The following is a 22,546-nucleotide window of genomic DNA, read 5'->3' on the forward strand; positions in this document are numbered from 1 at the left end:
GCGGTGGGCATCACAGCCTGGCCAGCAACACCACCGCATAAGCGGCAATGCCTTCTTCACGTCCGGTAAAACCCAAACGCTCGGTTGTGGTGGCTTTGATATTGATCTGACTCAGTTGGCTTTGTAAATCCTCTGCGACATGCTCAACCATGTGAGGAATGTAATTAGCCATTCGCGGCGCTTGCGCGACGATAGTCATATCCGCATTTTCCAGCCGCCAGCCATTGGCTTTCACTTTGCTGTACACCATGCGCAGTAATGCGCGGCTGTCGGCATTGCGGTATTGCATATCAGTATCGGGAAAGTGTTTACCGATATCACCCAGGGCCGCGGCACCCAATAAGGCATCGCACAATGCGTGTAACAGGACATCGCCGTCAGAGTGCGCAATCAAGCCATGGTGATGCGGGATAACCACGCCGCCGATAACAATCTTGTCGCCGGCACCAAAAGCGTGAACATCGTAGCCGTGTCCGATTCTCATTGAGTCGTTTCCTGTTGTTGCAAAATGGTGTGTGCCAAAGCCAGGTCTTCTGGCCGGGTAATCTTGATGTTATCGGCGCGACCTTCCACTACCCGGTGTGGGTGCCCATTCGCTTCCAGGGCCGACGCTTCGTCGGTGATGGTTTGCCCTCGCGCCCGAGCGCTGGCGAGTGATGCACGCAATAAACCATAACGAAAAAGTTGCGGCGTTTGCGCCTGCCACAGTTGCGTGCGATCCAGGGTTTGTACAATGGTGTGATTCGCATCAACCCGTTTGATCGTGTCGCTGACCGGCACGGCGAGGATGCCGCCCACCGGATCGTCCACCAATACAGCGCATAAGTTTTGAATAGCTGACAGCGTAATACAAGGACGCGCCGCATCATGCACCAGCACCCAATCCTGCGCTTGCGCCTGATCGGCCAATGCCTCTAGCGCATTTAACACGGAATCACTGCGCTCAGCGCCGCCATCTATGCGCGTGATGCGCGGATTGGCACTGACAGGAAGTTGCGGCCAGATGTTATCTGTCGGGCTGATAGCAACCAATACGCCCGTTACATTCGGCAGACCGAGCAACCGCTCAAGGGTGTGTTCAAGGATGGTTTTACCCAGCAGGGTTAAATACTGCTTCGGCATTCCCGCGCCCATGCGAGCACCAACACCGGCGGCCGGTACAATAATCCAATAGCGAGATGGGGTATTTGTGTGTGTCATGGGCGAGTGAAATAAGGACTGATCGAATCAGCGCCGGGGTTCGAGAATCATAAAAAATGTCTCGTCTTTTTTGATCATACCGATGTCATTGCGCGCGCGTTCTTCTACGCTGTCGAGACCGGTTTTGAGGTCTTCCACCTCAACCGCCAGAATCCGGTTGCGCTCACGCAAGCGACTGTTATCGGCCTGCTGTATTTTGATTTCCCGCTCCAAACGGTTCACGTCAGCCAGGCTGCCTTCGCTGATCCAGAGGCGATATTGCAGCGCAGCCAGCAGAATAATCAAAATACCCAGCATCCATTTCATAATGGCGTCAGTTGCTCATGAGTGATGATCGGCAATCTTACACAATTGTGGCGGGGAATAGCACCCGCTGATGAACGACATGTTAAGTAGAAAACAAAAACGGGCCACTGAGGGCCCGTTCTGTATAACAAGGAGTAACTTATGCCTTGAACTCTGCGCGACCTTTGTAAGGTGCGGCGGCGCCCAATTCGGCTTCGATGCGCAACAGACGGTTGTACTTGGATACGCGGTCAGAGCGGCACAGTGAACCGGTTTTGATTTGACCGGCAGCGGTAGCCACAGCCAGATCGGCAATAGTGGTGTCCTCAGTTTCACCGGAGCGGTGAGAAATCACAGCGGTGTAACCGGCGTCCTGCGCCATCTTGATCGCATCCAGGGTTTCAGACAGCGAACCGATCTGGTTGAATTTGATCAGGATAGAGTTAGCAATCTTTTTCTCGATACCTTCTTTTAGGATCTTGGTATTGGTCACGAACAGGTCATCGCCCACCAATTGCACTTTGTTACCGATCTTATTGGTCAGGTCAGCCCAACCGTCCCAATCGCTTTCGTCTTTACCGTCTTCAATAGAAATAATTGGGTATTTGTTGGCGAGGTCGGCCAGGTAATCAGAGAACTCGGTGGAGCTGAATACTTTGCCTTCACCGGCCAGATCGTATTTGCCATCTTTGTAAAATTCTGACGCTGCACAATCCAGTGCCAGAGTCACATTGTCACCCAGTTTATAACCCGCTTTGGCCACTGCTTCCGCGATAACTTTCAGGGCTTCTTCGTTAGACGGCAGGTTAGGTGCAAAACCACCTTCGTCGCCCACCGCCGTGTTCAAACCTTTATCGTGCAGGATTTTTTTCAGGTTGTGAAAAATTTCTGCGCCCATGCGCAAGGCTTCAGCAAAGGTTTTGGCACCGACCGGCTGCACCATAAATTCCTGGATGTCGACGTTGTTGTCGGCGTGCTCACCACCATTGATGATGTTCATCATTGGCACCGGCATGGAGTATTTACCGGGGGTGCCGTTCAGGTCAGCAATGTGTGCATAGAGCGGGACTTTTTTAGCAATCGCAGCGGCTTTTGCTGCAGCGAGAGACACTGCAAGAATCGCGTTGGCGCCGAGTACTGATTTGTTGTCTGTGCCATCAGCTTTAAGCATGGCATCATCCAATGCGCGTTGGTTCAGCGCATCCATACCTACCAATAAACCTTTGATAGTGCTGTTGATGTTATCAACGGCTTTCAACACACCTTTACCCATATAGCGGGACTTGTCGCCATCGCGCAGTTCCAGGGCTTCGCGCGAGCCGGTTGAAGCGCCAGACGGTGCACAGGCTGAACCTACCGCACCGTTTTCCAGAATGACTTCCGCCATGACCGTGGGGTTGCCGCGGCTATCCAATACTTCAAACGCTTTAATGTCGACTATCTTGCTCATGGTTACTCCAATGTTTCTCTTTAAAAAATTAATAGATTACTTGATGTCCAGGGGAGGAAAGTGTTTTACGAGGTCATCAAGCGCTTTCATTTGTGCAAGGAAAGGTTCCAACTTGTCCAGGGGCAACGCGCTGGGGCCGTCGCATTTGGCGTTATCCGGATCGGGATGCGCTTCCAGAAATAAACCGGCAAGGCCCACCGCCATACCTGCACGGGCCAGCTCGGCCACTTGATGCCGGCGCCCACTTGATGCGGCGCCCATCGGATCGCGACATTGCAGGGAATGGGTTACATCAAAGATTACCGGCGCATTGCCGCTGACATCGCGCATGGTACGGAAGCCCAGCATATCCACCACCAGGTTGTCGTAGCCAAAGTTAGTGCCGCGGTCACATAAAATAATTTTATCGTTGCCGCACTCGCGGAATTTTTCCACGATATTTTTCATCTGTCCTGGGCTGAGAAATTGCGGCTTTTTAATATTGATAACAGCGTTGGTTTTGGCCATCGCCATCACCAGATCGGTTTGACGTGCAAGGAATGCGGGCAATTGAATAACGTCGCAAATATCCGCCACCGGTTGGCATTGGTAAATTTCGTGCACATCGGTAATCACAGGAATACCAAAGGTTTGTTTGATTTCCTGGAAAATCTTTAAGCCTTCTTCCATGCCCGGACCGCGGTAGGAATGGATGGATGAGCGATTGGCTTTATCGAAAGACGCTTTAAAAACGTAAGGAATACCCAGCTTTTGGGTCACTGTTACATAGGCTTCAGCCACCTGCATCGCCATGTCGCGCGACTCAAGTACATTCATCCCGCCGAATAACACAAACGGCAGGGTGTTACTGACGTTGAGCTTACCAATCTGTACTGTTTTTGCTGTCACACTTTTCTCCAATCGCTGAACGACTCAGGATTTTTTATTTGCCAAAGCGGCTTTGACAAAGCTGCTGAACAAGGGGTGTCCATCGCGCGGCGTTGAGGTAAATTCCGGGTGGAACTGACAGGCCACAAACCAGGGATGATCCGGCAGTTCCACCACTTCAACCAGGGTGTCGTCCGCCGACCAGCCGCCGATACGCAAACCGGCTTTTTGCAGTTGATCGACATAATTGTTGTTCACTTCATAACGATGACGGTGACGCTCAACAATCACATCGGCTCCGTATATTTCGCGGGCTTTTGAACCGCTGACCAGACGACATTCCTGTGCACCCAAACGCATGGTGCCGCCCAGGTCAGAGCTTTCATCACGCTTTTCCACCGCGCCGTCGGCGGTGATCCACTCGGTGATCAAACCAATCACAGGATGCGGACTGTTCTTATCAAACTCGGTGGAGTTGGCACCCTTCAGGCCCAGAACATTACGGGCGAACTCAATCACCACGGACTGCATTCCCAGACAAATGCCCAGGTAAGGCACTTTGTTTTCACGGGCATATTGCACGGCCATTAATTTGCCTTCGACACCGCGCTCGCCAAAACCGCCGGGCACAAGGATCGCATCGGCATCTTTCAGGATACCCACGCCTTCAGTTTCAACGCGCTCTGCGTCAATGTAATTCACATTGACTTTGGTGCGTGCGTGAATACCCGCATGGGTCAGCGCTTCGTTCAGGGACTTGTAAGCGTCGAGCAGATCCATGTATTTACCGACCATGGCAATGGTAACGGCGTGTTCAGGATTCAGTTTGCCGTCCACAACGCGATCCCATTCGCTCAGATCAGCGGGTGGACAATTCAGGCCAAACTGATCCACAACAATTTGATCGAGGCCAAATTCGTTCAATAAACGGGGAATGGCGTAAATAGTATTGGCATCGGGCAGGGGCACCACCGCGCGTTCAGCAACGTTGGTAAAGAGTGCGATCTTGCGGCGCGAATCTTCGTCCACCAGTTTTTCCGAACGGCACAGCAGCACATCCGGCTGCAAACCAATAGAACGTAATTCTTTTACCGAGTGCTGGGTAGGTTTGGTCTTGGTTTCACCGGCGGTGGCGATGTATGGCACCAGGGTCAAATGCATCAGCAAGGAGTGCTGCGGGCCCAGTTCAACTTTCAGTTGACGCACCGCCTCAAGAAACGGTTGGGATTCAATATCACCTACTGTGCCGCCGATTTCTACCAGCGCCACATCCACATCGCGCCCACCTTCAACGATACGGCGTTTGATTTCATCGGTGATATGCGGAATAACCTGAACCGTACCACCGAGATAATCGCCGCGACGCTCTTTGCGCAACACCGTCTCATAAACCCGACCGGTGGTGAAATTATTGCGGCGAGTCATCTTGGTGCGGATAAAACGCTCGTAATGACCCAAATCCAGGTCGGTTTCCGCACCGTCTTCGGTGACGAAAACCTCTCCATGCTGGAAGGGGCTCATGGTACCCGGGTCCACATTGATGTAGGGGTCGAGTTTCATGATGGTCACTTTCAGACCACGGGATTCGAGTATGGCAGCCAGAGAAGCTGAAGCAATGCCCTTACCGAGAGACGATACAACACCGCCTGTGACGAATATATAGCGTGTCATTTGAAGCCTTGTAGAAATTGAATGATGCAGTGCAGATGCGTGGGCAAGTCAACCAGAGGGGCTGGCCTTTACCTTTCAGGACGGGGCGCCAGACTACCAGAAAGCCGGGTTTGCCTCAACGGAAAGCTGCCGGCCGTTTCAGCGAATGTGCCACTGCAAACGGTACCCCGGCGCACCGGGCGCGGCCACAAAATCAGCGCACACCCATAAATCCCCTACCGCTGCCAACTGACCATCGACGTAGACAAGCGGCAGTTGTTCGCGCCACCAGGGTTCCAGGCCGTGTTCCTGCAGCAGTTTTTTTAAGGTTTGCGAGTGGGCGCGGCCGGCGGGACGGCAGCGCTCACCACCGATGCGCCAGCGCAGCTCAACCCGGCTGATGTCAGCGCGCAGGCATGATGCGGGAGCGGCTGAGGAACAATATTCAAACGTCAGTAACGAATTGGCCGATAAAACCACGTCCTGCGTAGTGCCGATTAAATTCCCTGCGGCGGGTGGCGATTCCTGTTGCGCGGGTACCGGGGTCATTGCAGGCAGGGCATATAACCGTTCCCGAAAGCGTTGGACCGCCACATCGCCCCAACGCACATCGGCCTCAGCGTCAACGCGGCCATTGATGAGTTGGTCGTCAAGTTGCTGCAAGTGGGCGTGTTCGGGAGCGGCATAGCACTGCTGACGAAACCAGTAGCGCAAGAGGTTATGACGACGCGCCACTGACATATCGCGCAACACGGAAAGCAACAGGCTGACACCTTGTCGTTCCGGTCGCGGTGCTGCACGCGCCAGATCCTCAGCAGCCAGCTCCTGCAAAAGTTGTTCACTATCCGCACAAGCCTGCGCACTTTGCTGCCAGCGGCGCGTGTAATCCGGCCAGCGCGCCACCAATGAAGGCATAACCTGTTGGCGAAGATAGTTGCGATCATAGCGGGTGTCGGCGTTACTTTCGTCGTTCACCCAGATCAGTTGATGCGCGATAGCATAAGCTTCCAGGTCAGCCCGTTTGATATCCAGCAGTGGGCGTACCAGTGTGCCCGCTCCCAGCGGACGCTGACGCGCCATGGATGCCAACCCGCGCGGGCCGCTGCCACGCAGTAAACGCAGCAGCATGGTTTCAGCCTGATCATCCGCGTGATGCGCCGTCAGTAAACAGTCACCTTCGCGCACGTGGGCCTCAAAGACGGCATAACGTGCCGCGCGTGCCGCGTCCTCCAAACCGCGACCGCTGGGCTCAACCACGACGGATTGCGCAATGTATTCAACACCCAACGCAGCACACAACGCCGCGCAGTGTTGCTGCCAATCAGATGCATAGGGAGAAATCTGATGGTTAACGTGGAGCGCGGTGATCGGCGTCGGCAACCTGAGTTGCACCAGGGCATGCAGCAATACCACAGAATCCAGTCCACCACTCAGCGCTACCCACAGACGCCGCGCGTCTGATGGCAAGTGTTGACGTAACGTCGTGGAGGTAAAAACCATAGTAAAAATCCAGCCATGAATGCCGCCATTAAACCCGAATCGACACGGAATAAAAACCGGCGGTTGAAGTCCCAAGCGGGACAAAGGCACAATGCGGGCCACTTAACCGACAGGCGTCATGTATGAAAGAGACACGCTTATCCGCCGCCTATGGCAGTTGGACATCGCCCATCAGCGCAGCGTCGCTGACGGAGAAAACCGTACAACTGAGCGAACCGCGTTTTGATGGCGAAGTCATCTATTGGCTGGAGTCACGCCCGCAGGAAAAAGGACGCAATGCCCTGGTCCGTCTGCATGACGGCGTGCGCGAAGAACTATTGCCTGCCCCTGCCAGCGTGCGCACCCGCGCCTATGAATATGGCGGTGGCAATTATGCGGTTCACCATCAGTTTGTCTATCTGGTGCTGGATGCCGACCAGCGGGTATATCGGCTGGATACGACTCACCACACGTTGCAGCCATTAAGTCCGGAAGGCCCCTACCATTACGCAGATTTTTGTGTGGATGAACAACATCAACAATTGATTTGTGTGCGGGAAGACCATTCGCAAACAGGCCAGGAGCCCGTCAACACAATTGTCGCGCTGGCGCTGGACGGTTCACAACAGGTGCACGTACTCGTTAGCGGCGCCGATTTTTATAGCAACCCGCGTGTGAATCCCGATGGCAAGAGTCTGTCCTGGTTGTCCTGGCAACACCCCCAAATGCCGTGGGACGGCACCGAGTGTTTTATTGCTGACTTTACCGATAAACACGCCCTGGCCACGCCCGTAAAAATAGCGGGCAGTATGCAGGAATCCATCTTTCAACCAGAGTGGTCTCCCGCTGGCGACCTAGTGCTGGTTTCGGACAACAGTAACTGGTGGAATTTATATCGCTGGACGCGAAACAATCCGCAACTCGATCCCCTGTGCAACAGGGAGGCAGAATTTGCTACGCCGCGTTGGGTATTCGGCATGTCCACCTTCGGCTTTCTTGATGCCAACACGCTTTTATGTTGTTACAGCCAACAAGGTCGTTGGCATCTAGCCTGCCTGAATCTGTTGGATAAAAACCTGCACACCATCGCGTGCGATTTAACCGACATATCAGCCATTCACTGTCGCGCCGGCAAAGCCTTATTGCTCGGCGGAAACCCACAGCGCAGTATCTCTCTGTATCTTTACGATCATGCGACGCGCACCTTAACGACACTGGCCCAATCTGCCCAACAAACACCGGACGCCGCGTATCTTTCTCAACCCCAGGCGGTCAGTTTTCCAACACAGGATGATGAAATGGCCCACGGGTTTTATTATCCGCCGCACAACCCGGACTTCACCGCGCCAGCGGAGTCAAAGCCCCCCTTGGTAGTGATGTGCCACGGCGGCCCGACAGCGGCAACCTCATCCACATTGAATCTGAAAATCCAGTTCTGGACCAGCCGCGGTTTTGCCGTACTTGACGTGAACTATCGCGGCAGCACCGGTTACGGCCGACAATATCGGGACCGGTTAAAGCATAACTGGGGCATAACCGATGTGATTGATGTGTGCAGTGGTGCGGATTTTTTAATTGCCCAAGGCCTGGTGGATAAAGATAAACTGGCCATTCGCGGCAGCAGTGCCGGCGGCTATACCGTGTTAGCTGCATTGACCTTCAGCAAACGTTTTACCGCAGGCGCGAGTCTTTACGGCATTGGCAACCTCGAAACCCTGACACAAGACACGCACAAATTCGAAGCACGTTATCTCGACACACTGGTCGGCGCTTACCCGGAAGAAAAAGCACTCTACCTTGCCCGCTCTCCGATCTACCACATTGAGCAACTACAATGCCCGGTGATTTTTCTACAAGGTTTACAAGACAAAGTCGTACCGCCCAACCAGGCCGAAGCCATGGTCAAGGCGCTCACTGAAAAAGATATTCCCAATGCCTATGTCACCTTTCCCGAGGAAGGCCACGGTTTTCGTCAGGCAAAAAATATCGAGCGGGCTATCGAAGCAGAATTATTTTTTTACAGCAAAATCTTTGGTTTCGCCCTGAGCGAATCCATCACACCCGTTCACATTACCCACCTGGAGCACTGAGCATTATGGGTCGTTGGCGTCCTCCATCAGTCAAAGGCTCGGCCTACATCACCGCCGCCGGCGCAAAGCGCTTAAAAGATGAACTAACTCACCTGTGGAAAGTTGAACGCCCGCAAGTCACCCAGACGGTTCACGAAGCCGCAAAAAACGGCGACCGCTCCGAAAACGGCGACTACATCTACGGCAAACGCCGCCTGCGCGAAATTGACTCGCGCGTACGTTTTCTCAGCAAACGCCTGGAAGTATTAACCGTTGTAGACCGACTGCCGGAAGATCAAAGCCGGGTATTTTTTGGCGCGTGGGTTACATTGGAAAACGAAGACGGCAACGAACACATCTGGCAAATTGTCGGCCCGGATGAATTCGATGTGAGCCAACGAAAACTCAGCATGGACTCGCCGTTAGCCAAAGCCATGCTGCGCAAACAAGTGGATGATGAAATTGTGTTACGCAAACCCGAGGGGGAAGAAATTTATTACATTACTGCGATTGAATATCGCGATTACGGTGAGAGCTGAGTATCGATAAAATTGAAGCTGGCACAATACAAGTTTGGCATTAGCACTTTTATTTTGAAACCCTCAAGTCAAGGACGACTTGAGGGAGCTACAGGGATGTATACATGCGTTTTCAAAATAAAAGTGCTAATGCCAAACGAACTACGAAGTACCTCTATCACATTAAAACCCTCATATCCTAAACACCAACCCCTTCTCCTTATAATCTCGCACAAAAACATCATGACTACCATCGCGCAACGCGCGCTTCACCAAAAAACTTTTATCCAGATTCCCCTGCTCTATCTCCGCAAGATTCAACACCTGCTCTTTCTCCAACTTACCATGCTGATCATGCACCACAATCACCCGCGGCAAATGGCGATAACGGTGATTGGTTTCCAACACAATACCCACACTACCATTAACCAACTCCACCAGACTGCCCGGCGGATACAAGCCGATACACTTCATAAACTCCAGGGCCAGCCGCTCATCAAAATGCGTACCGCGATCCTTAAAGATATTTTTTAACGCATCCGTACTGGGAATAGAGCGGGAATAACAGCGGTCCGCCGTCATCGCATCATAGGCGTCAACAATGGCAATAATGCGCGCAAAATCCGAAATACCGGAGGCTTTTAATTTACGCGGATAACCGGTGCCGTCAATACGTTCGTGGTGACTGTAAGCCACATCCACAGCACCATGAAAAATACCCGGGGAGGACATCAACAAATTGCGCCCATGCACCGTGTGCGCCTTGATCATATTGAATTCTTTGGGCGTCAGCTCCGCCGGTTTATTTAGTATTTCATGGGGCACGCGCATCTTGCCCACGTCATGCAACAAACCACACAAGCCAAGTTTTTCAAGCTCCGGTTCGCTCATGCCCAGGTGGCGACCAAAAGCGATGGCGAGAATGCACACATTCAGACAGTGTTCCGAGGTGTACTCATCTTCGCTGCGCATGCGCGACATCCACAGCAGGGCATCAGCATTGCGCAACACGCTTTGCACACAATCTTTTACCGTGGATTTGGCTTGTTCGGTATTGATGACGCCACCCAGACGCACGTCGTCCAGCAGGGTCTTGGTGAGACGGCGGGCCTCGCGGTAGACGTTGACCACTGCAGCGCGTTCCTGGTCTGCCGAGACTTTATTGATGTAGGTGATTTTGGCTTTAGGATTTGGACCAAGGATTGCCCGCTCTTCCGGCGGCACCCAGGTTTCTTGTACCGCATCAACCCAGATGTATTCGGAGTACTCCGCAACCGCGTCGATATCGTCCAGACTCTCTACGATAAAACCCTGCATCAGAAACGGCGTTTCCAGCCAATCCCGATCAAGTTTAGACACATACATACCGATTTTCAGCTCTGAGATGTGGATCTTGACCGTTTGCTGGCCAACCTCCACATGTCCCGGCTGTACTTCACGCCGATCCAAGCTAACCTCTCTCTGACTTCATCTTATTCTTTGGACGGAAACAACAAACCTGAAGATTGTTGCAACCACCTTGCGCATTTTTCATCACGAAGAGCGTGCTCAGAGCATAGCTGGTTTTGATGCAGGTCACACTAGACAAAAAGTTATGAATCGATTCTTTTTTATACGAAGCGATACAAGTATGTCAGTGACTTTTCTTGGCCGCATCCCATAGACGGTTCATCTCATCCATTGAAGACTCAGCCAAAGGGCGAGCACTATGTTGTTCCATATACTGGAAGCGCTGTTCAAATTTCCGATTGGCCGCGCGTAAGGAGGCCTCGGCATCTATCTTGAGATAGCGGGTAATATTCACGACCGCGAACAACAAGTCTCCCAGTTCTTCTTCAATCGCCTGGCTATCCTGTTGCGCCAACGCCTCTTCCACTTCGATAAGTTCTTCGCGCACCTTGGCAATCGGCCCCTGGATATCATCCCAATCGAAACCCACCGATGCCGCACGTTTTTGCAGTTTGGTGGCGCGAGTGAGGGATGGCAGGCTGAGCGGAACATCGTCCAGCAAACCGGTTTTACCCTTGGCTTCCCGTTCCTGTTGTTTGATCGCTTCCCAACGGGCTTTTACATCCACCGGCAGCGTATGGCGATTATCGATCTTGCTATGCAGCGTGCCGTCGGGAAATACGTGGGGATGTCGTCGCACCAGTTTGGCCACCAAGTCGGATACCACGCTGGCAAAATCAAACCGGCCTTCTTCTTTGCCGATCTGGGTGTAGAAGATCACCTGAAATAGCAGATCGCCCAGTTCTTCGTTCAGATGAGCAAAATCCTGTTTCTCAATCGCGTCGACGACTTCGTAGGCTTCTTCAATGGTAGAGGGGGCAATACTGGCGTAATCCTGTTTGATGTCCCAGGGACAACCGGTGTCGGGATCGCGCAGTCGGGCCATGAGATATAAGAGATCATCAACGGTGTATTGCGGTGGGTTCACGCGGAGTCCTTTGGGTGATGGGTTGAATGTTGAACACTGTGGTGTCGGATTACGCGGCGCATGGCGCCGCTAATTCGACCTACATATCCGGCACAAAAAAAATTAATGTTTTCGGCGCGCCGAGGCGATGTTGGGTAATTGATTCAAGCGCGTCAATATCCGGCTCAATTCATCAATGCTGCGAATCTCGGCGGTGATCAACATGTCCACCGTGTTCTTGCGTTTGTCCGATAAGGTTTGTAGCGCGCTGATATTGATCCGTTCGTTATCCAGCAACGCGGTGATATCGCGCAGCAAACCATAGCGGTCGTATGCTTCGATGATAATATCCACCGAGTAGGCACTTTGCGGGGCGGAGCCCCATTCCACCTTGATGATACGCTGCGGTTCGTCAGCCTGTAGTTGCAACACATTGCTGCAATCCTGGCGATGAATGGAAACGCCTTTGCCAAGGGTAATGTACCCGGTGATCGCATCGCCCGGCACCGGGTTACAGCAATTGGCGATCTGGGTCAGCAGGTTACCCACACCTTCGATATAAAAATCCGATTCTTTTTTCTTGTGCGACGACTTGGCCCGAAACGGAATAACCGGCTCTTTCGGGTTGGCCAGATCCAGCAATTTTTGCGCGGCGTTGAGCACCTGGCCCACGCCGACATCGCTCGCACCGACCGCTGCATAAAGATCGTCGAGGCTGGCAAAGTGCAAACGTTTGGCCAGCTCTTCAAAGTCCAGATCAAGCAGTGCCAGACGTTTGAATTCCCGATCCAGTAGCGCCTGGCCTTCCGCGATATTCTGATCCCGCGCCTGCACCTTAAACCAATGCTGCACCTTGGCCCGCGCCCGCGCGGTATTCACATAACCCAACGCCGGTGATAGCCAATCGCGGCTGGGCGCTTCGCGTTTGCCGGTGAGGATTTCTACCTGATCGGCGTTATTCAAGTGGTAGTTGAGCGGCACAATCCGGTTGTTGACCTTGGCCCCGCGACAGCGGTGCCCCACATCCGTATGGATGCGGTAGGCAAAATCCAGCGGCGTGGCGGTTTTAGGCAAATCAACGACGTGACCTTCCGGTGTAAAGACGTAGATGCGGTCCTGATTGACGCTGCGCAAATCGTCTTTCAGAGGCTCGCCGCCCAGTTCGTCGTGCCATTCAAGCACCTGACGTAACCAGGAAATTTTTTGCTCGTAGCTGTCCTGCACGTTTTCCTTGTCGGTGCCTTTGTAGCGCCAATGTGCGCACACACCGTACTCGGATTCCTCGTGCATGGTGTGAGTACGAATCTGGATCTCCAGCACCTTGTTTTCCGGCCCCATCACCGCCGTGTGCAGCGAGCGGTAACCGTTCTCTTTGGGCGAGGCAATGTAGTCATCAAATTCGTGGGGGATGTTGCGCCACAGGCTGTGGACGATCCCCAACACCGTGTAGCAATCACGCACCGTGGGCACAAGAATGCGCACCGCGCGGATGTCGTAAACCTGGGAAAAATCGATGCCCTTACGCTTCATCTTGCGCCAGATGCTGTAGATATGTTTCGCGCGCCCGGTGACTTCGCCATCAATATGGGCCGCCTGCAATTCCGAGCGCAGCAGAGCCAGCATATTGTCGATATATTCCTGCCGCGCCATGCGCCGCTCGTCCAGCAAACGGGCGATGCGTTTGTATTCTTCCGGCTCCAGGTAGCGGAACGACAGGTCTTCCAATTCCCATTTGATATGACCGATCCCCAGACGATGAGCCAGGGGCGCATAGACATCAGCCACTTCTCGCGCAACCTGGCGGCGACGTTCCACACTGGCCGTTTTGACCGAACGAATGGCGCAGGTACGTTCGGCCAGCTTGATCAGGGCGACGCGCACATCGTCCACCATGGCGACCAGCATCTTGCGGATATTTTCCGCCTGCTCCTGGGACTGGCGGCCGAGGATGCGCTCTTCGTTGTCGTTGCGCTGGTAGCTGATTGCCGCCATACGCAACACACCTTTCACCAGCTTGGCGACGGTATCGCCAAATTGTTGCTGGACCTCAACCAGGGGAATCTTGTTTTCGCGTACAGCACGGTAAAGGATAGCGGCGACCAGCGTGTCCTGGTCCAGTTGCAGATCGGCGAGGATTTCCGCCATCTCCAGGCCAATCTGGAATGAGTTGGCATCACCACCCCAGTTGTGCTGGAAATCACTGTGAATATCCACGGCGGCGAGGCTGACCTCGCAGGCTTTACGCAGTTCTTTTCGGGTGGCTTCCGGTTGGGAATCGATGCCGTTGATCCGCTCGATCCAGGCATCGATGTCGACATTGCCATCGGCGGCAATGGGGTGGTCCTGTCTGACTTTAACCATAGTAAATCCACTAACGACCAATTAAGGGCGCACAAACAACGCCATGGATTCCACGTGGGCGGTGTGAGGGAACATATCCAGCACGCCCAGGCTGTCGAGCTGATAGCCGCTCGCCGCTAATAACTTGGCATCACGCGCCAAGGTGGCCGGATTGCAACTGACGTAGACAATGCGTTTGGCGGCAAGTTGCCCAATGCTGGAAACAATTTCACGCGCCCCATCGCGCGGCGGATCAAGCAGGATGGCATCGATCCTGCCGCAGCGCTGGTGTAACTGATTGACGCTTAATTTACTCAAATCCGCCGCCATAAAGGTTACGTTCTGTAACCCATTGCGCGCCGCATTTTCGCGCCCGCGCACCACCATGGCCTCCACCGCTTCAACACCAAACACCGCTGCACTGCGCTGTGCCAGCGGCAGGGTGAAATTGCCGATACCGCAAAACAGATCCAGCACACGCTCCGTGCCGCCCAGATTAAGCAAGTTCAATGCCTGATTAACCATCTGCCGGTTAACGGTGGGATTCACCTGGATGAAATCCTGGGGGTGGAAACCCAATTCCACGGCAAAGTCCGGTAAGGAATAGTCTAGTCGCGGATCGCTGGCCTCACCCTCGATTGTCGAAAGCGCCGCCCCTTTATCACCTTGTAACCATGCCTGGCACTGTTGCTCATCAGCCAGTTGTCGCAGACCTTGCTTGTCGGCGGTGGTCAAGCGCTTGATATGGCGAACAATCACCCCGGTACCAGCGCCAGCTTCGATGAGTTCAATATGCGTCACCGCACCGGCGGACTCCAATTCACCCAACCAGGCTCGCAACGGTGCCAACAGGCGGTTTAACGCCGGCGCCAATACCAGGCAGGCATCGATTTGGGTGAGTTGTTTACTTTGCCGCTGCCGGAAACCGAGGGTGACAGTACCGTCGTTTTCGTACCACACACCTAAACGCGCCCGGCTACGATAACCGGTGCCGGGGGATTGAATAGCGGGAAGGATGTGACGTGGCGTGAGTCCGCCCCAGCGCTGCATCTGTTCCAGCAATGCATCCTGTTTAAGCTGAATTTGCAGTGCCTCGGGGATGTGCTGTAACTGGCAGCCGCCGCACAGCCGGTAATGGGGGCACGGCGGCAGTTGGCGCTGTACTGCGGGCTCGATAACCTCATCCACCACCGCCTCGGCATAGCGTCCGTGTTCGCTGATAAACCGTGCCGTGATGCGTTCACCGGCCAGGGCATCCGCCACAAACAAGGTCTTACCCTGCCATTGGGTCACACCGCGTCCGTCATGGCTTAATCGATCAATGACAAATTCGCCCAACCGTTGATTGGGTCGCGCCGCTGGCACCGTTTCATCACGCCGTACCGCATTGCGTTTGGGGACTTGACTGAAGTCAAAATCCAGGGAATTTTTGGGCTTTTTACCGGCCCGCGGCTTGCTGCCCAATTTACCGGGATTCCTGCCTTTGCCGCCGTTTTTTCCGTGGGACATAAAATGGTATCGCTGAATGAGGTGATAGCCTGAGAGGCCGCTGGGGGAGAAGTCGGCGTATCAGGCGCCGACGTTAAAAACACCGGACGATAAATAACGATCACCGCGATCACACACAATCGCCACGATTACTGCATCGTCAACCTGTTGGCTGAGCCGCAGCGCCGCCGCTACCGCGCCGCCGGAGGACACGCCACAAAAAATGCCCTCTTTACGAGCCAGGTCGCGCATGGTGTCTTCCGCTTCCTGTTGCGACATGCTGACAATTTCATCTACCCGCGACTTGTCGTAAATCTTGGGCAAATAGGCTTCCGGCCAACGGCGAATACCGGGGATGCTGGCCCCCTCAGCAGGTTGTAAACCAATAATACGAATCGCCGGATTGCGCGCTTTTAGATAACGGGAGGCGCCCATGATGGTGCCTGTGGTGCCCATAGAACTGACAAAGTGGGTGATGGTGCCGCGCGTCTGTTGCCAGATTTCCGGGCCCGTCGTTTCATAATGGGCCAGCGGGTTGTCGCTGTTGCCGAATTGATCCAACACCTTGCCTTTGCCTTCGGCTTGCATCTTCAACGCCAGGTCGCGAGCGCCTTCCATACCGGCCGCTTTGGACACCAGAATGAGTTCTGCGCCGTAGGCACTCATGGAGGCTTTGCGTTCAGCGGTGCTGTTATCCGGCATGATCAAAATCATGCGATAACCCTTGATCGCCGCGACCATCGCTAACGCAATACCGGTATTACCGCTGGTCGCTTCGATCAATGTGTCACCGGGCTGGATATAGCCGCGAGCTTCGGCGTGGCGAATCATGGAGAGTGCCGGGCGATCCTTGACCGAGCCGGCGGGGTTATTGCCTTCCAGTTTGAGCAAGATGGTGTTGGTCGTCTTGCCGGGTAAGCGCTGCAAACGGACCAGCGGCGTGTTGCCGACAAAAGATTCAATCGTGGGGAAATCCATGCTCATCTCAATACCTGAAAGTAGATTGCCGGGGGGCGCAAAGGGGGGGCTATTCTACCGCCGAATGTGCTATGGTGAAACCAACAAAAAAATCCGCATGACACCTCGTTAACCTCGTCTGTCCGTGCTCACAAGGCTTGTGTTTTCATGAAATATAACAGTATCAAGGCGCAAGTCTGGCGCCTCATATTAATTCCTGCATTGTCCGTCAGCCTGATGCTGGCCGGTACCCTCACCTATCTTTACGTCAAACAGCTCAATAAATTTGTGTCGCACCGGGGCGGCATGCTGACGCAAAAGATGGCACACCTGAGTCATTACGCGCTACGCAGTGGCGACGAAAACATGGTGCCGTCGATCCTTGAAGCGTCACTGGAAGAACCGTTTATCCGCGCGATTCATCTGTATCACCATGAAACCGGCCAACACTTTCACGTTGGTCCACAATTTATGGAGATCACCCACGGCAACGCGCCCACGATGGAACAGCCGAGCACCCGCATCACCGTAAAATCGATTCTGTTTTCGCATCCGGTGGTCGATAACAAGGGTAAAAATCCCATCGGTTGGGTGGAGATGGAATTATTGAATTCCCCCTTCCTGGTATTGCGTTACGAAACCCTGCTGATCAGCGTGTTAATTACCGTTTTATGTCTGATTCTTGCCGCCTGGCTGGCGATTCGCCTGCACCAGAATATCACCATTCCGCTCAGCCATATCAAAAGTGTGGTGCGTAAACTCGCGAAAGGAAAATTACATAGCCGGGTGGACACACAACACGGACAGGAATTTTTAGAGTTGGGGGAAACGGTAAACGCCATGGCGCTATCCATGGAAAAAGCGCAACAGGATATGCAAGCCTATATTGACCAATCCACTGAAGACCTGCGCGAAACACTGGAAACTATCGAGATTCAAAATATTGATCTGGATATTGCGCGCAAGGAAGCACTGGAAGCCAGCCGTATCAAATCGGAATTTTTAGCGAACACCAGCCATGAAATCCGCACGCCGCTCAATGGGATTCTTGGTTTTACCAACCTGGCTTTGAAAACCGATCTGGATGAACAGCAACGGGAATACCTCAACACCATTCGCGATTCATCGCAACACCTGCTCACGGTGATCAACAGTATTCTCGACTTCTCCAAGATTGAAGCCGGCAAACTCACACTGGATTATGTACCACTACCCTTGCGCCGTTCTATTGATGAAGCCATTCATATTCTGGCCCCCGATGCGCATGAAAAAAACCTGCAAATCATTACCTACATTGATCCGGAAATACCGGCTAACTTATTAGGCGACCCCTTACGGTTTAAACAGGTGATTACCAACCTGGTTAGCAACGCCATTAAATTCAGTAATAAAGGCAACATCATTGTTGATGTGGTGTTACTCACCCGGCAGGAATCCCAGGCAACCATTAAAGTGACGGTCAGTGATGAAGGTATAGGCCTCGCCCGCAGTCAAAAAGACAGCCTGTTTAATGCCTTTGCCCAGGTCGATACGTCCAGTGCGCGGGAACACGGCGGCACCGGGCTCGGCCTTGCCATCAGCAAAGGTCTGGTGGAGCGTATGGGCGGTGATATCGGTGTGGAAAGCGAGCCAGAAAAAGGGTCGAGCTTTTGGTTTACCGCCCGGCTCGGCATTGATAAAAAACAACCGACGACCAACTTCAAACCCAATTTCAATAAACGGAAAATTTTAGTCTGTGGCGAAAATTCGGCGTCCGCTGCCCAAATCAATCGCCTGCTACAGGAATGGGATACGGATACCCAGGTGATCAGTGCGGTGCATGATATTTTCCCGACCCTGCGCCAGGCGCGCGATGCTGGTCAGTCGTTTGATGTGGTAATCCTCGATATTGCTCCGGCAGAACGCAAGATCCAGCCGATTCTGCTGCATAACCTTACCGAGCAATTGACCGAGGAATTTAATTGTAAAGTCATCGCCTGCTGCACCGCCGCGCATCAACGCCTGTTGCGCAACCAGGCAGATAAATTGCAAACCACCTTTGTTAATAAACCCATCACCTATGACTCGTTATTGCAAACCCTGGGCCGCCAGTTAAACATCACCGTCAAGGACAGCCGTGCCCAGGAAGCAGAAAGTGAGGAGCACCGCAACCGTCCGAGTGCATCGGTATTAGTGGTGGATGACAACCCGGCCAACCTGCAATTGGCTTCCGAATTATTGCGCGGGTTAAATACCAATGTTGTCCAGGCAAGCAGCGGCAAAGAGGCACTGGATATCTGCGCCAACCAAAATTTTGATGTGATATTTATGGACATTCAAATGCCGGGCATGGACGGCATCGAAACCACCCGCCGCCTGCGCGCTACCGAAACCAGCGGACGCCGCACGCCTATCATCGCCTTGACCGCGCATTCCATGACGGAACAAAAATATGAGCTGTTAGTGGCGGGGATGGATGATTGCGTCAGCAAACCGGTAAGCGAAGCCCAGCTGGCGCATATTGTGAATCGCTGGGTGTCACAAACCGGTAAGAAAGAAGTCGTGGTAACACCACAGGAATTACAAAATTCCGTCACCCAGCCGCGTATGCCTGCTATCGCTGACCTGACAGAAGATGTGACCTCAGTGGATATTCTGATGTCTCTGCGTCTGGCCAATAACAAACCGACACTCGCGCGCGATATGCTGGTCATGCTGCTGCAAAATCTGGAAGCAGAACGCACAGATATCAACGCCGCATTTGAGCAGGAAGATTTTTCCAAACTGGAAGAATTGGTGCACCGCCTGTATGGCAGTTGCTGCTATTGCGGCGTTCCGCGCTTGAAAAAAATCAGTGGCTTGCTGGATAAATTATTGCAAGCCAAACAGTATGAACAGGCACCGGGTGCCATGGTGTCATTGAACAAGGCCATTGATGATGTGCTGAGCTGGGGCCACAACCGCGACATCAATGCTATCTTTTCTTTGGATGAGTAGCTGATTATTCGCAACGCAGGGAAGCAAATAGCTCACGACTGCGCAGCGGACGATTGCCCAGCAAGGGTTGCAACATCATTCGGCTCAACCGCTTCGCCGCCCGGCGAGTTTCCGGTGTCGCAAAATCTCGTTGCGCCATGGCGATGATGTCTTTGCCCTGAAACAGCGGCATGGTGGGACCAGCCTGTTGCGGGTTATCGGCCTGATAAAAGCCAGCCTGGGTATCAAACCAATAACAGGACCCCACCGCAATTCCAGCACCGCTGTGAGCATCTGCAAAAAAATCAATGGCGTAACCCAATTCCTGCAAAAAAGCGAATTCGAAATCACGCAACAAGGGTTCCACATCAGTGTGGTCACGCAGTTGTTGCAAACTCTGCTGATAGCGGTAATACAAGGGTGGGTGAGCGTCCATCTCCGGTAACAGGCGTACCAGCAATTCATTGAGATAAAAACCGCTGTATAACTGGGCACCACTCAAATGGCAGGAGGGACCATCGGCCTCAATGGCCGTCAACAATTTCAAATCCGTTTTGCCCTGCAAGGAAATCAGTAACCGCACAAAGGGATTAAAGAGGACGCGCTTATTACCCTTGCCCTGGCGAACGCCGCGTGCGACGGCACCGATACGACCAAACTCAGGTGTGAAAAAATCCACCAGCAAACTGGTATCGCGGTAAGGGCGTGTGTGGAGGATGTAAGCGGGTTGGAGTTCAATGCGCATAGCAAGGCTCGCAAATGAGAAAGTCGCTGAAAACGTGCGCTGCTGTTCCCGGCTTGCGTCGTTGTTCAGCGTTTCTTTAGATGTCGTTGTACCCCAGGCTGCGCAATGCGCGTTCGTCATCGGACCAGCCGGATTTCACCTTGACCCACAGGTTGAGCATGATCTTGCTTTCAAACAGTTTTTCCATATCGAGACGTGCTTGCTGACCGATCTGTTTGATGCGTTCGCCTTTTTCGCCGATCAGGATTCTTTTTTGTCCGTCGCGCTCCACCAGGATCAAAGCCGAAATCGTTAACAGCGCCCCTTCCTGTTTAAATTCCTCGATCTCAACCGCCATCTGATAGGGCAGTTCATCACCCAATTGGCGAGTAATTTTTTCACGCACAATTTCCGCTGCCATAAAGCGCGAACTGCGGTCGGTGATCTGGTCTTCCGGGTACAGATGAATGCCTTCTGGCAAACGTTCAACCAGCAACGACTCCAGGCGCTCGAGATTAATATTGCGCAGTGCCGAAACGGGAATGACTTCATCGACTTTTAGTTTTTCGGCGAGTTTTTGCAGGTGAGGCAAAAGCGTTTCCTTGTCTTCCACCTTGTCCACTTTATTCACGGCGAGGATGATCGGGCATTGCACGCGGCTGAGTTGTGCAGCCACTGCCTCGTCCTCATCATTCCAGATAAACCGATCCACCAGGAACACCACGACATCCACGTCTTTCATCGCGGTACTGGCAGCGCGATTCATATAGCGATTGATTGCACGGGTTTCATTGAGGTGCAAACCGGGGGTATCGACAAAGATAATCTGCACATCGCCTTCGGTTTTAATACCCACCACCGCATTGCGGGTGGTTTGGGGTTTACGCGAAGTGATGCTGATTTTTTGTCCGAGCAGGTGATTCAGCAAGGTGGATTTGCCCACGTTGGGCCGGCCCACGATTGCTACGTAGCCACACAGTGTGCCAAGCGGTGCATCGTCATTGCTCGACATAACCATCTGCCTTTGTAGATAAAAATGTGTACATCAGATTTTGAGCAGCCGCAGCGCTTCGGCGGCCGCCTGCTTTTCCGCCTCACGGCGATTTGACGCGCGCGCGCGCGTCGCTTTTTTCAACAGCGACACCCGACACTCGATGGTAAACATATGTTCATGGGCTTCGCCTTCCACTTCTACCACAGCATATTCCGGCAAGGGTTGCTGAACCGATTGCAGGTATTCCTGAAGCCGGGTTTTGGCGTCTTTCACCGGCGAATCCAGTGTCAGTGCCGCGAGGCGGGCGGCATACCAGGTGGTCACACGCTCACGGCACGCGGCAAAACCTTTCTCGACGTAAATTGCACCGATCAAGGCCTCCAGCGTGTCCGCCAGGATGGAGTCGCGCCGATGTCCGCCGCTCTTCATCTCACCTTCGCCGAGGATCAGGCACTCGCCCAATTGAAATTCGCGGGCGATTTTAGCCAGGGTTTCACCTTTGACCATTTGTGAACGCAAACGGCTGAGCTGCCCTTCGCGTCCGTCGGGAAAGCGTTGAAACAGGGATTCGCCGATGATGAAGTTAAGGATTGAGTCGCCGAGGAATTCCAGCCGTTCATTGTTACGCGCACCGCAACTGCGGTGCGTCAATGCCAATTCCAGTAATGCCTGGGTTTCAAATTGGTAGCCAAGGCGATCTTGCAGATGTTGGTATTTAAGATTTAACACTATTACTCGGTCACGGGTTTGCAGCACTGATGGGGCGCAGTGCTGTCGAGGTGGTTTTTAAAATCAACAACCACATCCAGGTTGTAAAATAGATTGACGCGGGCCTCATAATCAATTTTGACCACCACGCGGCGCGCGTCGCGGTCCACAACAATGTTCTGCGCGTCTTTCGAGCGAACATTGTTGATCATGTAGAAGTTGCCCATTTTTTTCTTGATTTCGGCAGTGGTCATGTCTTCCAGTTTGGTGCCAGGCTCAACCAGCGCTTTAAGGCCGGAGATGACATAACGGTTTTCCGCGTAAAGCGGAATAATCTTGAACGCACACAACAGAAAAAATCCGGCAATCGCCAATACCACCAGCCATGCCAACATCCCCAAGCCTTGTTGCTTTTTTAAGGTTCTCATCGTTGCATCCTATACATT

The 22,546-nt window shown here is 53.2% G+C and carries 19 protein-coding genes; 3 read left to right on the forward strand and 16 right to left on the reverse strand.

The window, feature by feature from the left end:
- Positions 1–10: 10 nt before the first annotated feature.
- The 7 genes from ispF to tilS all read right to left on the reverse strand — a co-directional run bounded on the left by ispF (position 11) and on the right by tilS (position 6,952).
- Positions 11–484, reverse strand: a complete 474-nt coding sequence (gene ispF / locus ACSV5M_RS12030; protein ID WP_439176474.1) for a 2-C-methyl-D-erythritol 2,4-cyclodiphosphate synthase — start codon at positions 482–484, stop codon at positions 11–13.
- Positions 481–1,200: a 2-C-methyl-D-erythritol 4-phosphate cytidylyltransferase gene (ispD, locus tag ACSV5M_RS12035; RefSeq protein WP_439176475.1), complete on the reverse strand. Its 720-nt coding sequence runs from the start codon at positions 1,198–1,200 to the stop codon at positions 481–483. Before ispD ends, ispF begins: the two co-directional genes overlap by 4 nt.
- 27 nt (positions 1,201–1,227) lie before the next feature.
- Positions 1,228–1,506 (reverse strand): cell division protein FtsB, encoded by a 279-nt coding sequence (gene ftsB, locus ACSV5M_RS12040; RefSeq protein ID WP_439176476.1) that lies wholly within the window; start codon positions 1,504–1,506, stop codon positions 1,228–1,230.
- A 139-nt stretch (positions 1,507–1,645) separates the two neighbouring features.
- A complete protein-coding gene (gene eno, locus ACSV5M_RS12045; RefSeq protein WP_439176477.1) occupies positions 1,646–2,935 on the reverse strand; it encodes a phosphopyruvate hydratase in 1,290 nt (429 codons plus the stop codon).
- A gap of 36 nt (positions 2,936–2,971) precedes the next feature.
- Complete coding sequence (gene kdsA / locus ACSV5M_RS12050; RefSeq protein ID WP_439176478.1) at positions 2,972–3,823, reverse strand: 3-deoxy-8-phosphooctulonate synthase; 852 nt, start codon at positions 3,821–3,823, stop codon at positions 2,972–2,974.
- A gap of 24 nt (positions 3,824–3,847) precedes the next feature.
- Positions 3,848–5,473: a CTP synthase gene (locus ACSV5M_RS12055; protein ID WP_439176479.1), complete on the reverse strand. Its 1,626-nt coding sequence runs from the start codon at positions 5,471–5,473 to the stop codon at positions 3,848–3,850.
- Between the two features lie 138 nt (positions 5,474–5,611).
- Positions 5,612–6,952, reverse strand: a complete 1,341-nt coding sequence (tilS, locus tag ACSV5M_RS12060; RefSeq protein WP_439176480.1) for a tRNA lysidine(34) synthetase TilS — start codon at positions 6,950–6,952, stop codon at positions 5,612–5,614.
- 122 nt (positions 6,953–7,074) lie between these two features.
- Here tilS and ACSV5M_RS12065 point away from each other — a divergent pair, with 122 nt between their 5' ends.
- Both ACSV5M_RS12065 and greB read left to right on the forward strand, forming a co-directional pair.
- Complete coding sequence (locus ACSV5M_RS12065; RefSeq protein WP_439176481.1) at positions 7,075–9,021, forward strand: alpha/beta hydrolase family protein; 1,947 nt, start codon at positions 7,075–7,077, stop codon at positions 9,019–9,021.
- A gap of 5 nt (positions 9,022–9,026) precedes the next feature.
- The gene (greB, locus tag ACSV5M_RS12070) at positions 9,027–9,539 is read left to right on the forward strand and encodes a transcription elongation factor GreB (RefSeq protein ID WP_439176482.1); all 513 of its coding nucleotides are present in this window, start codon (positions 9,027–9,029) and stop codon (positions 9,537–9,539) included.
- 171 nt (positions 9,540–9,710) lie between these two features.
- Here the strand turns inward: greB and ACSV5M_RS12075 are convergent, their stop codons facing one another.
- From ACSV5M_RS12075 to cysM, 5 genes are all read right to left on the reverse strand, one after another.
- Positions 9,711–10,937, reverse strand: coding sequence for an HD-GYP domain-containing protein (locus ACSV5M_RS12075; protein WP_439176552.1), 1,227 nt, complete (start codon positions 10,935–10,937; stop codon positions 9,711–9,713).
- 214 nt (positions 10,938–11,151) lie between these two features.
- Positions 11,152–11,955, reverse strand: coding sequence for a nucleoside triphosphate pyrophosphohydrolase (gene mazG / locus ACSV5M_RS12080; RefSeq protein ID WP_439176483.1), 804 nt, complete (start codon positions 11,953–11,955; stop codon positions 11,152–11,154).
- Between the two features lie 102 nt (positions 11,956–12,057).
- On the reverse strand, positions 12,058–14,295 hold the full coding sequence (relA, locus tag ACSV5M_RS12085; RefSeq protein WP_439176484.1) for a GTP diphosphokinase: 2,238 nt from the start codon (positions 14,293–14,295) through the stop codon (positions 12,058–12,060).
- 21 nt (positions 14,296–14,316) lie between these two features.
- Entirely contained in the window at positions 14,317–15,783 is a 1,467-nt protein-coding gene (gene rlmD, locus ACSV5M_RS12090; RefSeq protein ID WP_439176485.1) for a 23S rRNA (uracil(1939)-C(5))-methyltransferase RlmD, read from the reverse strand.
- Positions 15,784–15,843: 60 nt separating this feature from the next.
- Entirely contained in the window at positions 15,844–16,740 is an 897-nt protein-coding gene (cysM, locus tag ACSV5M_RS12095; protein ID WP_439176553.1) for a cysteine synthase CysM, read from the reverse strand.
- Between the two features lie 147 nt (positions 16,741–16,887).
- Between cysM and ACSV5M_RS12100 the strand changes: the two genes are divergently transcribed.
- Positions 16,888–19,695 carry a response regulator gene (locus tag ACSV5M_RS12100; protein WP_439176486.1) on the forward strand — a complete coding sequence of 936 codons (2,808 nt, stop codon included), beginning with the start codon at positions 16,888–16,890 and terminating at the stop codon, positions 19,693–19,695.
- A 4-nt stretch (positions 19,696–19,699) separates the two neighbouring features.
- Here the strand turns inward: ACSV5M_RS12100 and recO are convergent, their stop codons facing one another.
- Genes recO through ACSV5M_RS12120 form a run of 4 tightly spaced genes read right to left on the reverse strand, consistent with a single transcriptional unit; the run spans position 19,700 to position 22,528 of the window.
- A complete protein-coding gene (recO, locus tag ACSV5M_RS12105) occupies positions 19,700–20,539 on the reverse strand; it encodes a DNA repair protein RecO (RefSeq protein ID WP_439176487.1) in 840 nt (279 codons plus the stop codon).
- Positions 20,496–21,410 carry a GTPase Era gene (gene era, locus ACSV5M_RS12110; RefSeq protein WP_439176488.1) on the reverse strand — a complete coding sequence of 305 codons (915 nt, stop codon included), beginning with the start codon at positions 21,408–21,410 and terminating at the stop codon, positions 20,496–20,498. Before era ends, recO begins: the two co-directional genes overlap by 44 nt.
- Before the next feature lie 33 nt (positions 21,411–21,443).
- Positions 21,444–22,121 carry a ribonuclease III gene (gene rnc, locus ACSV5M_RS12115; protein ID WP_439176490.1) on the reverse strand — a complete coding sequence of 226 codons (678 nt, stop codon included), beginning with the start codon at positions 22,119–22,121 and terminating at the stop codon, positions 21,444–21,446.
- Positions 22,122–22,123: 2 nt separating this feature from the next.
- Entirely contained in the window at positions 22,124–22,528 is a 405-nt protein-coding gene (locus tag ACSV5M_RS12120) for a DUF4845 domain-containing protein (RefSeq protein ID WP_439176492.1), read from the reverse strand.
- Positions 22,529–22,546 lie beyond the last annotated feature (18 nt).

This window comes from Cellvibrio sp. ARAG 10.3, from assembly GCF_051846955.1.
In the GTDB taxonomy this organism is placed as follows: Bacteria; Pseudomonadota; Gammaproteobacteria; order Pseudomonadales; family Cellvibrionaceae; genus Cellvibrio.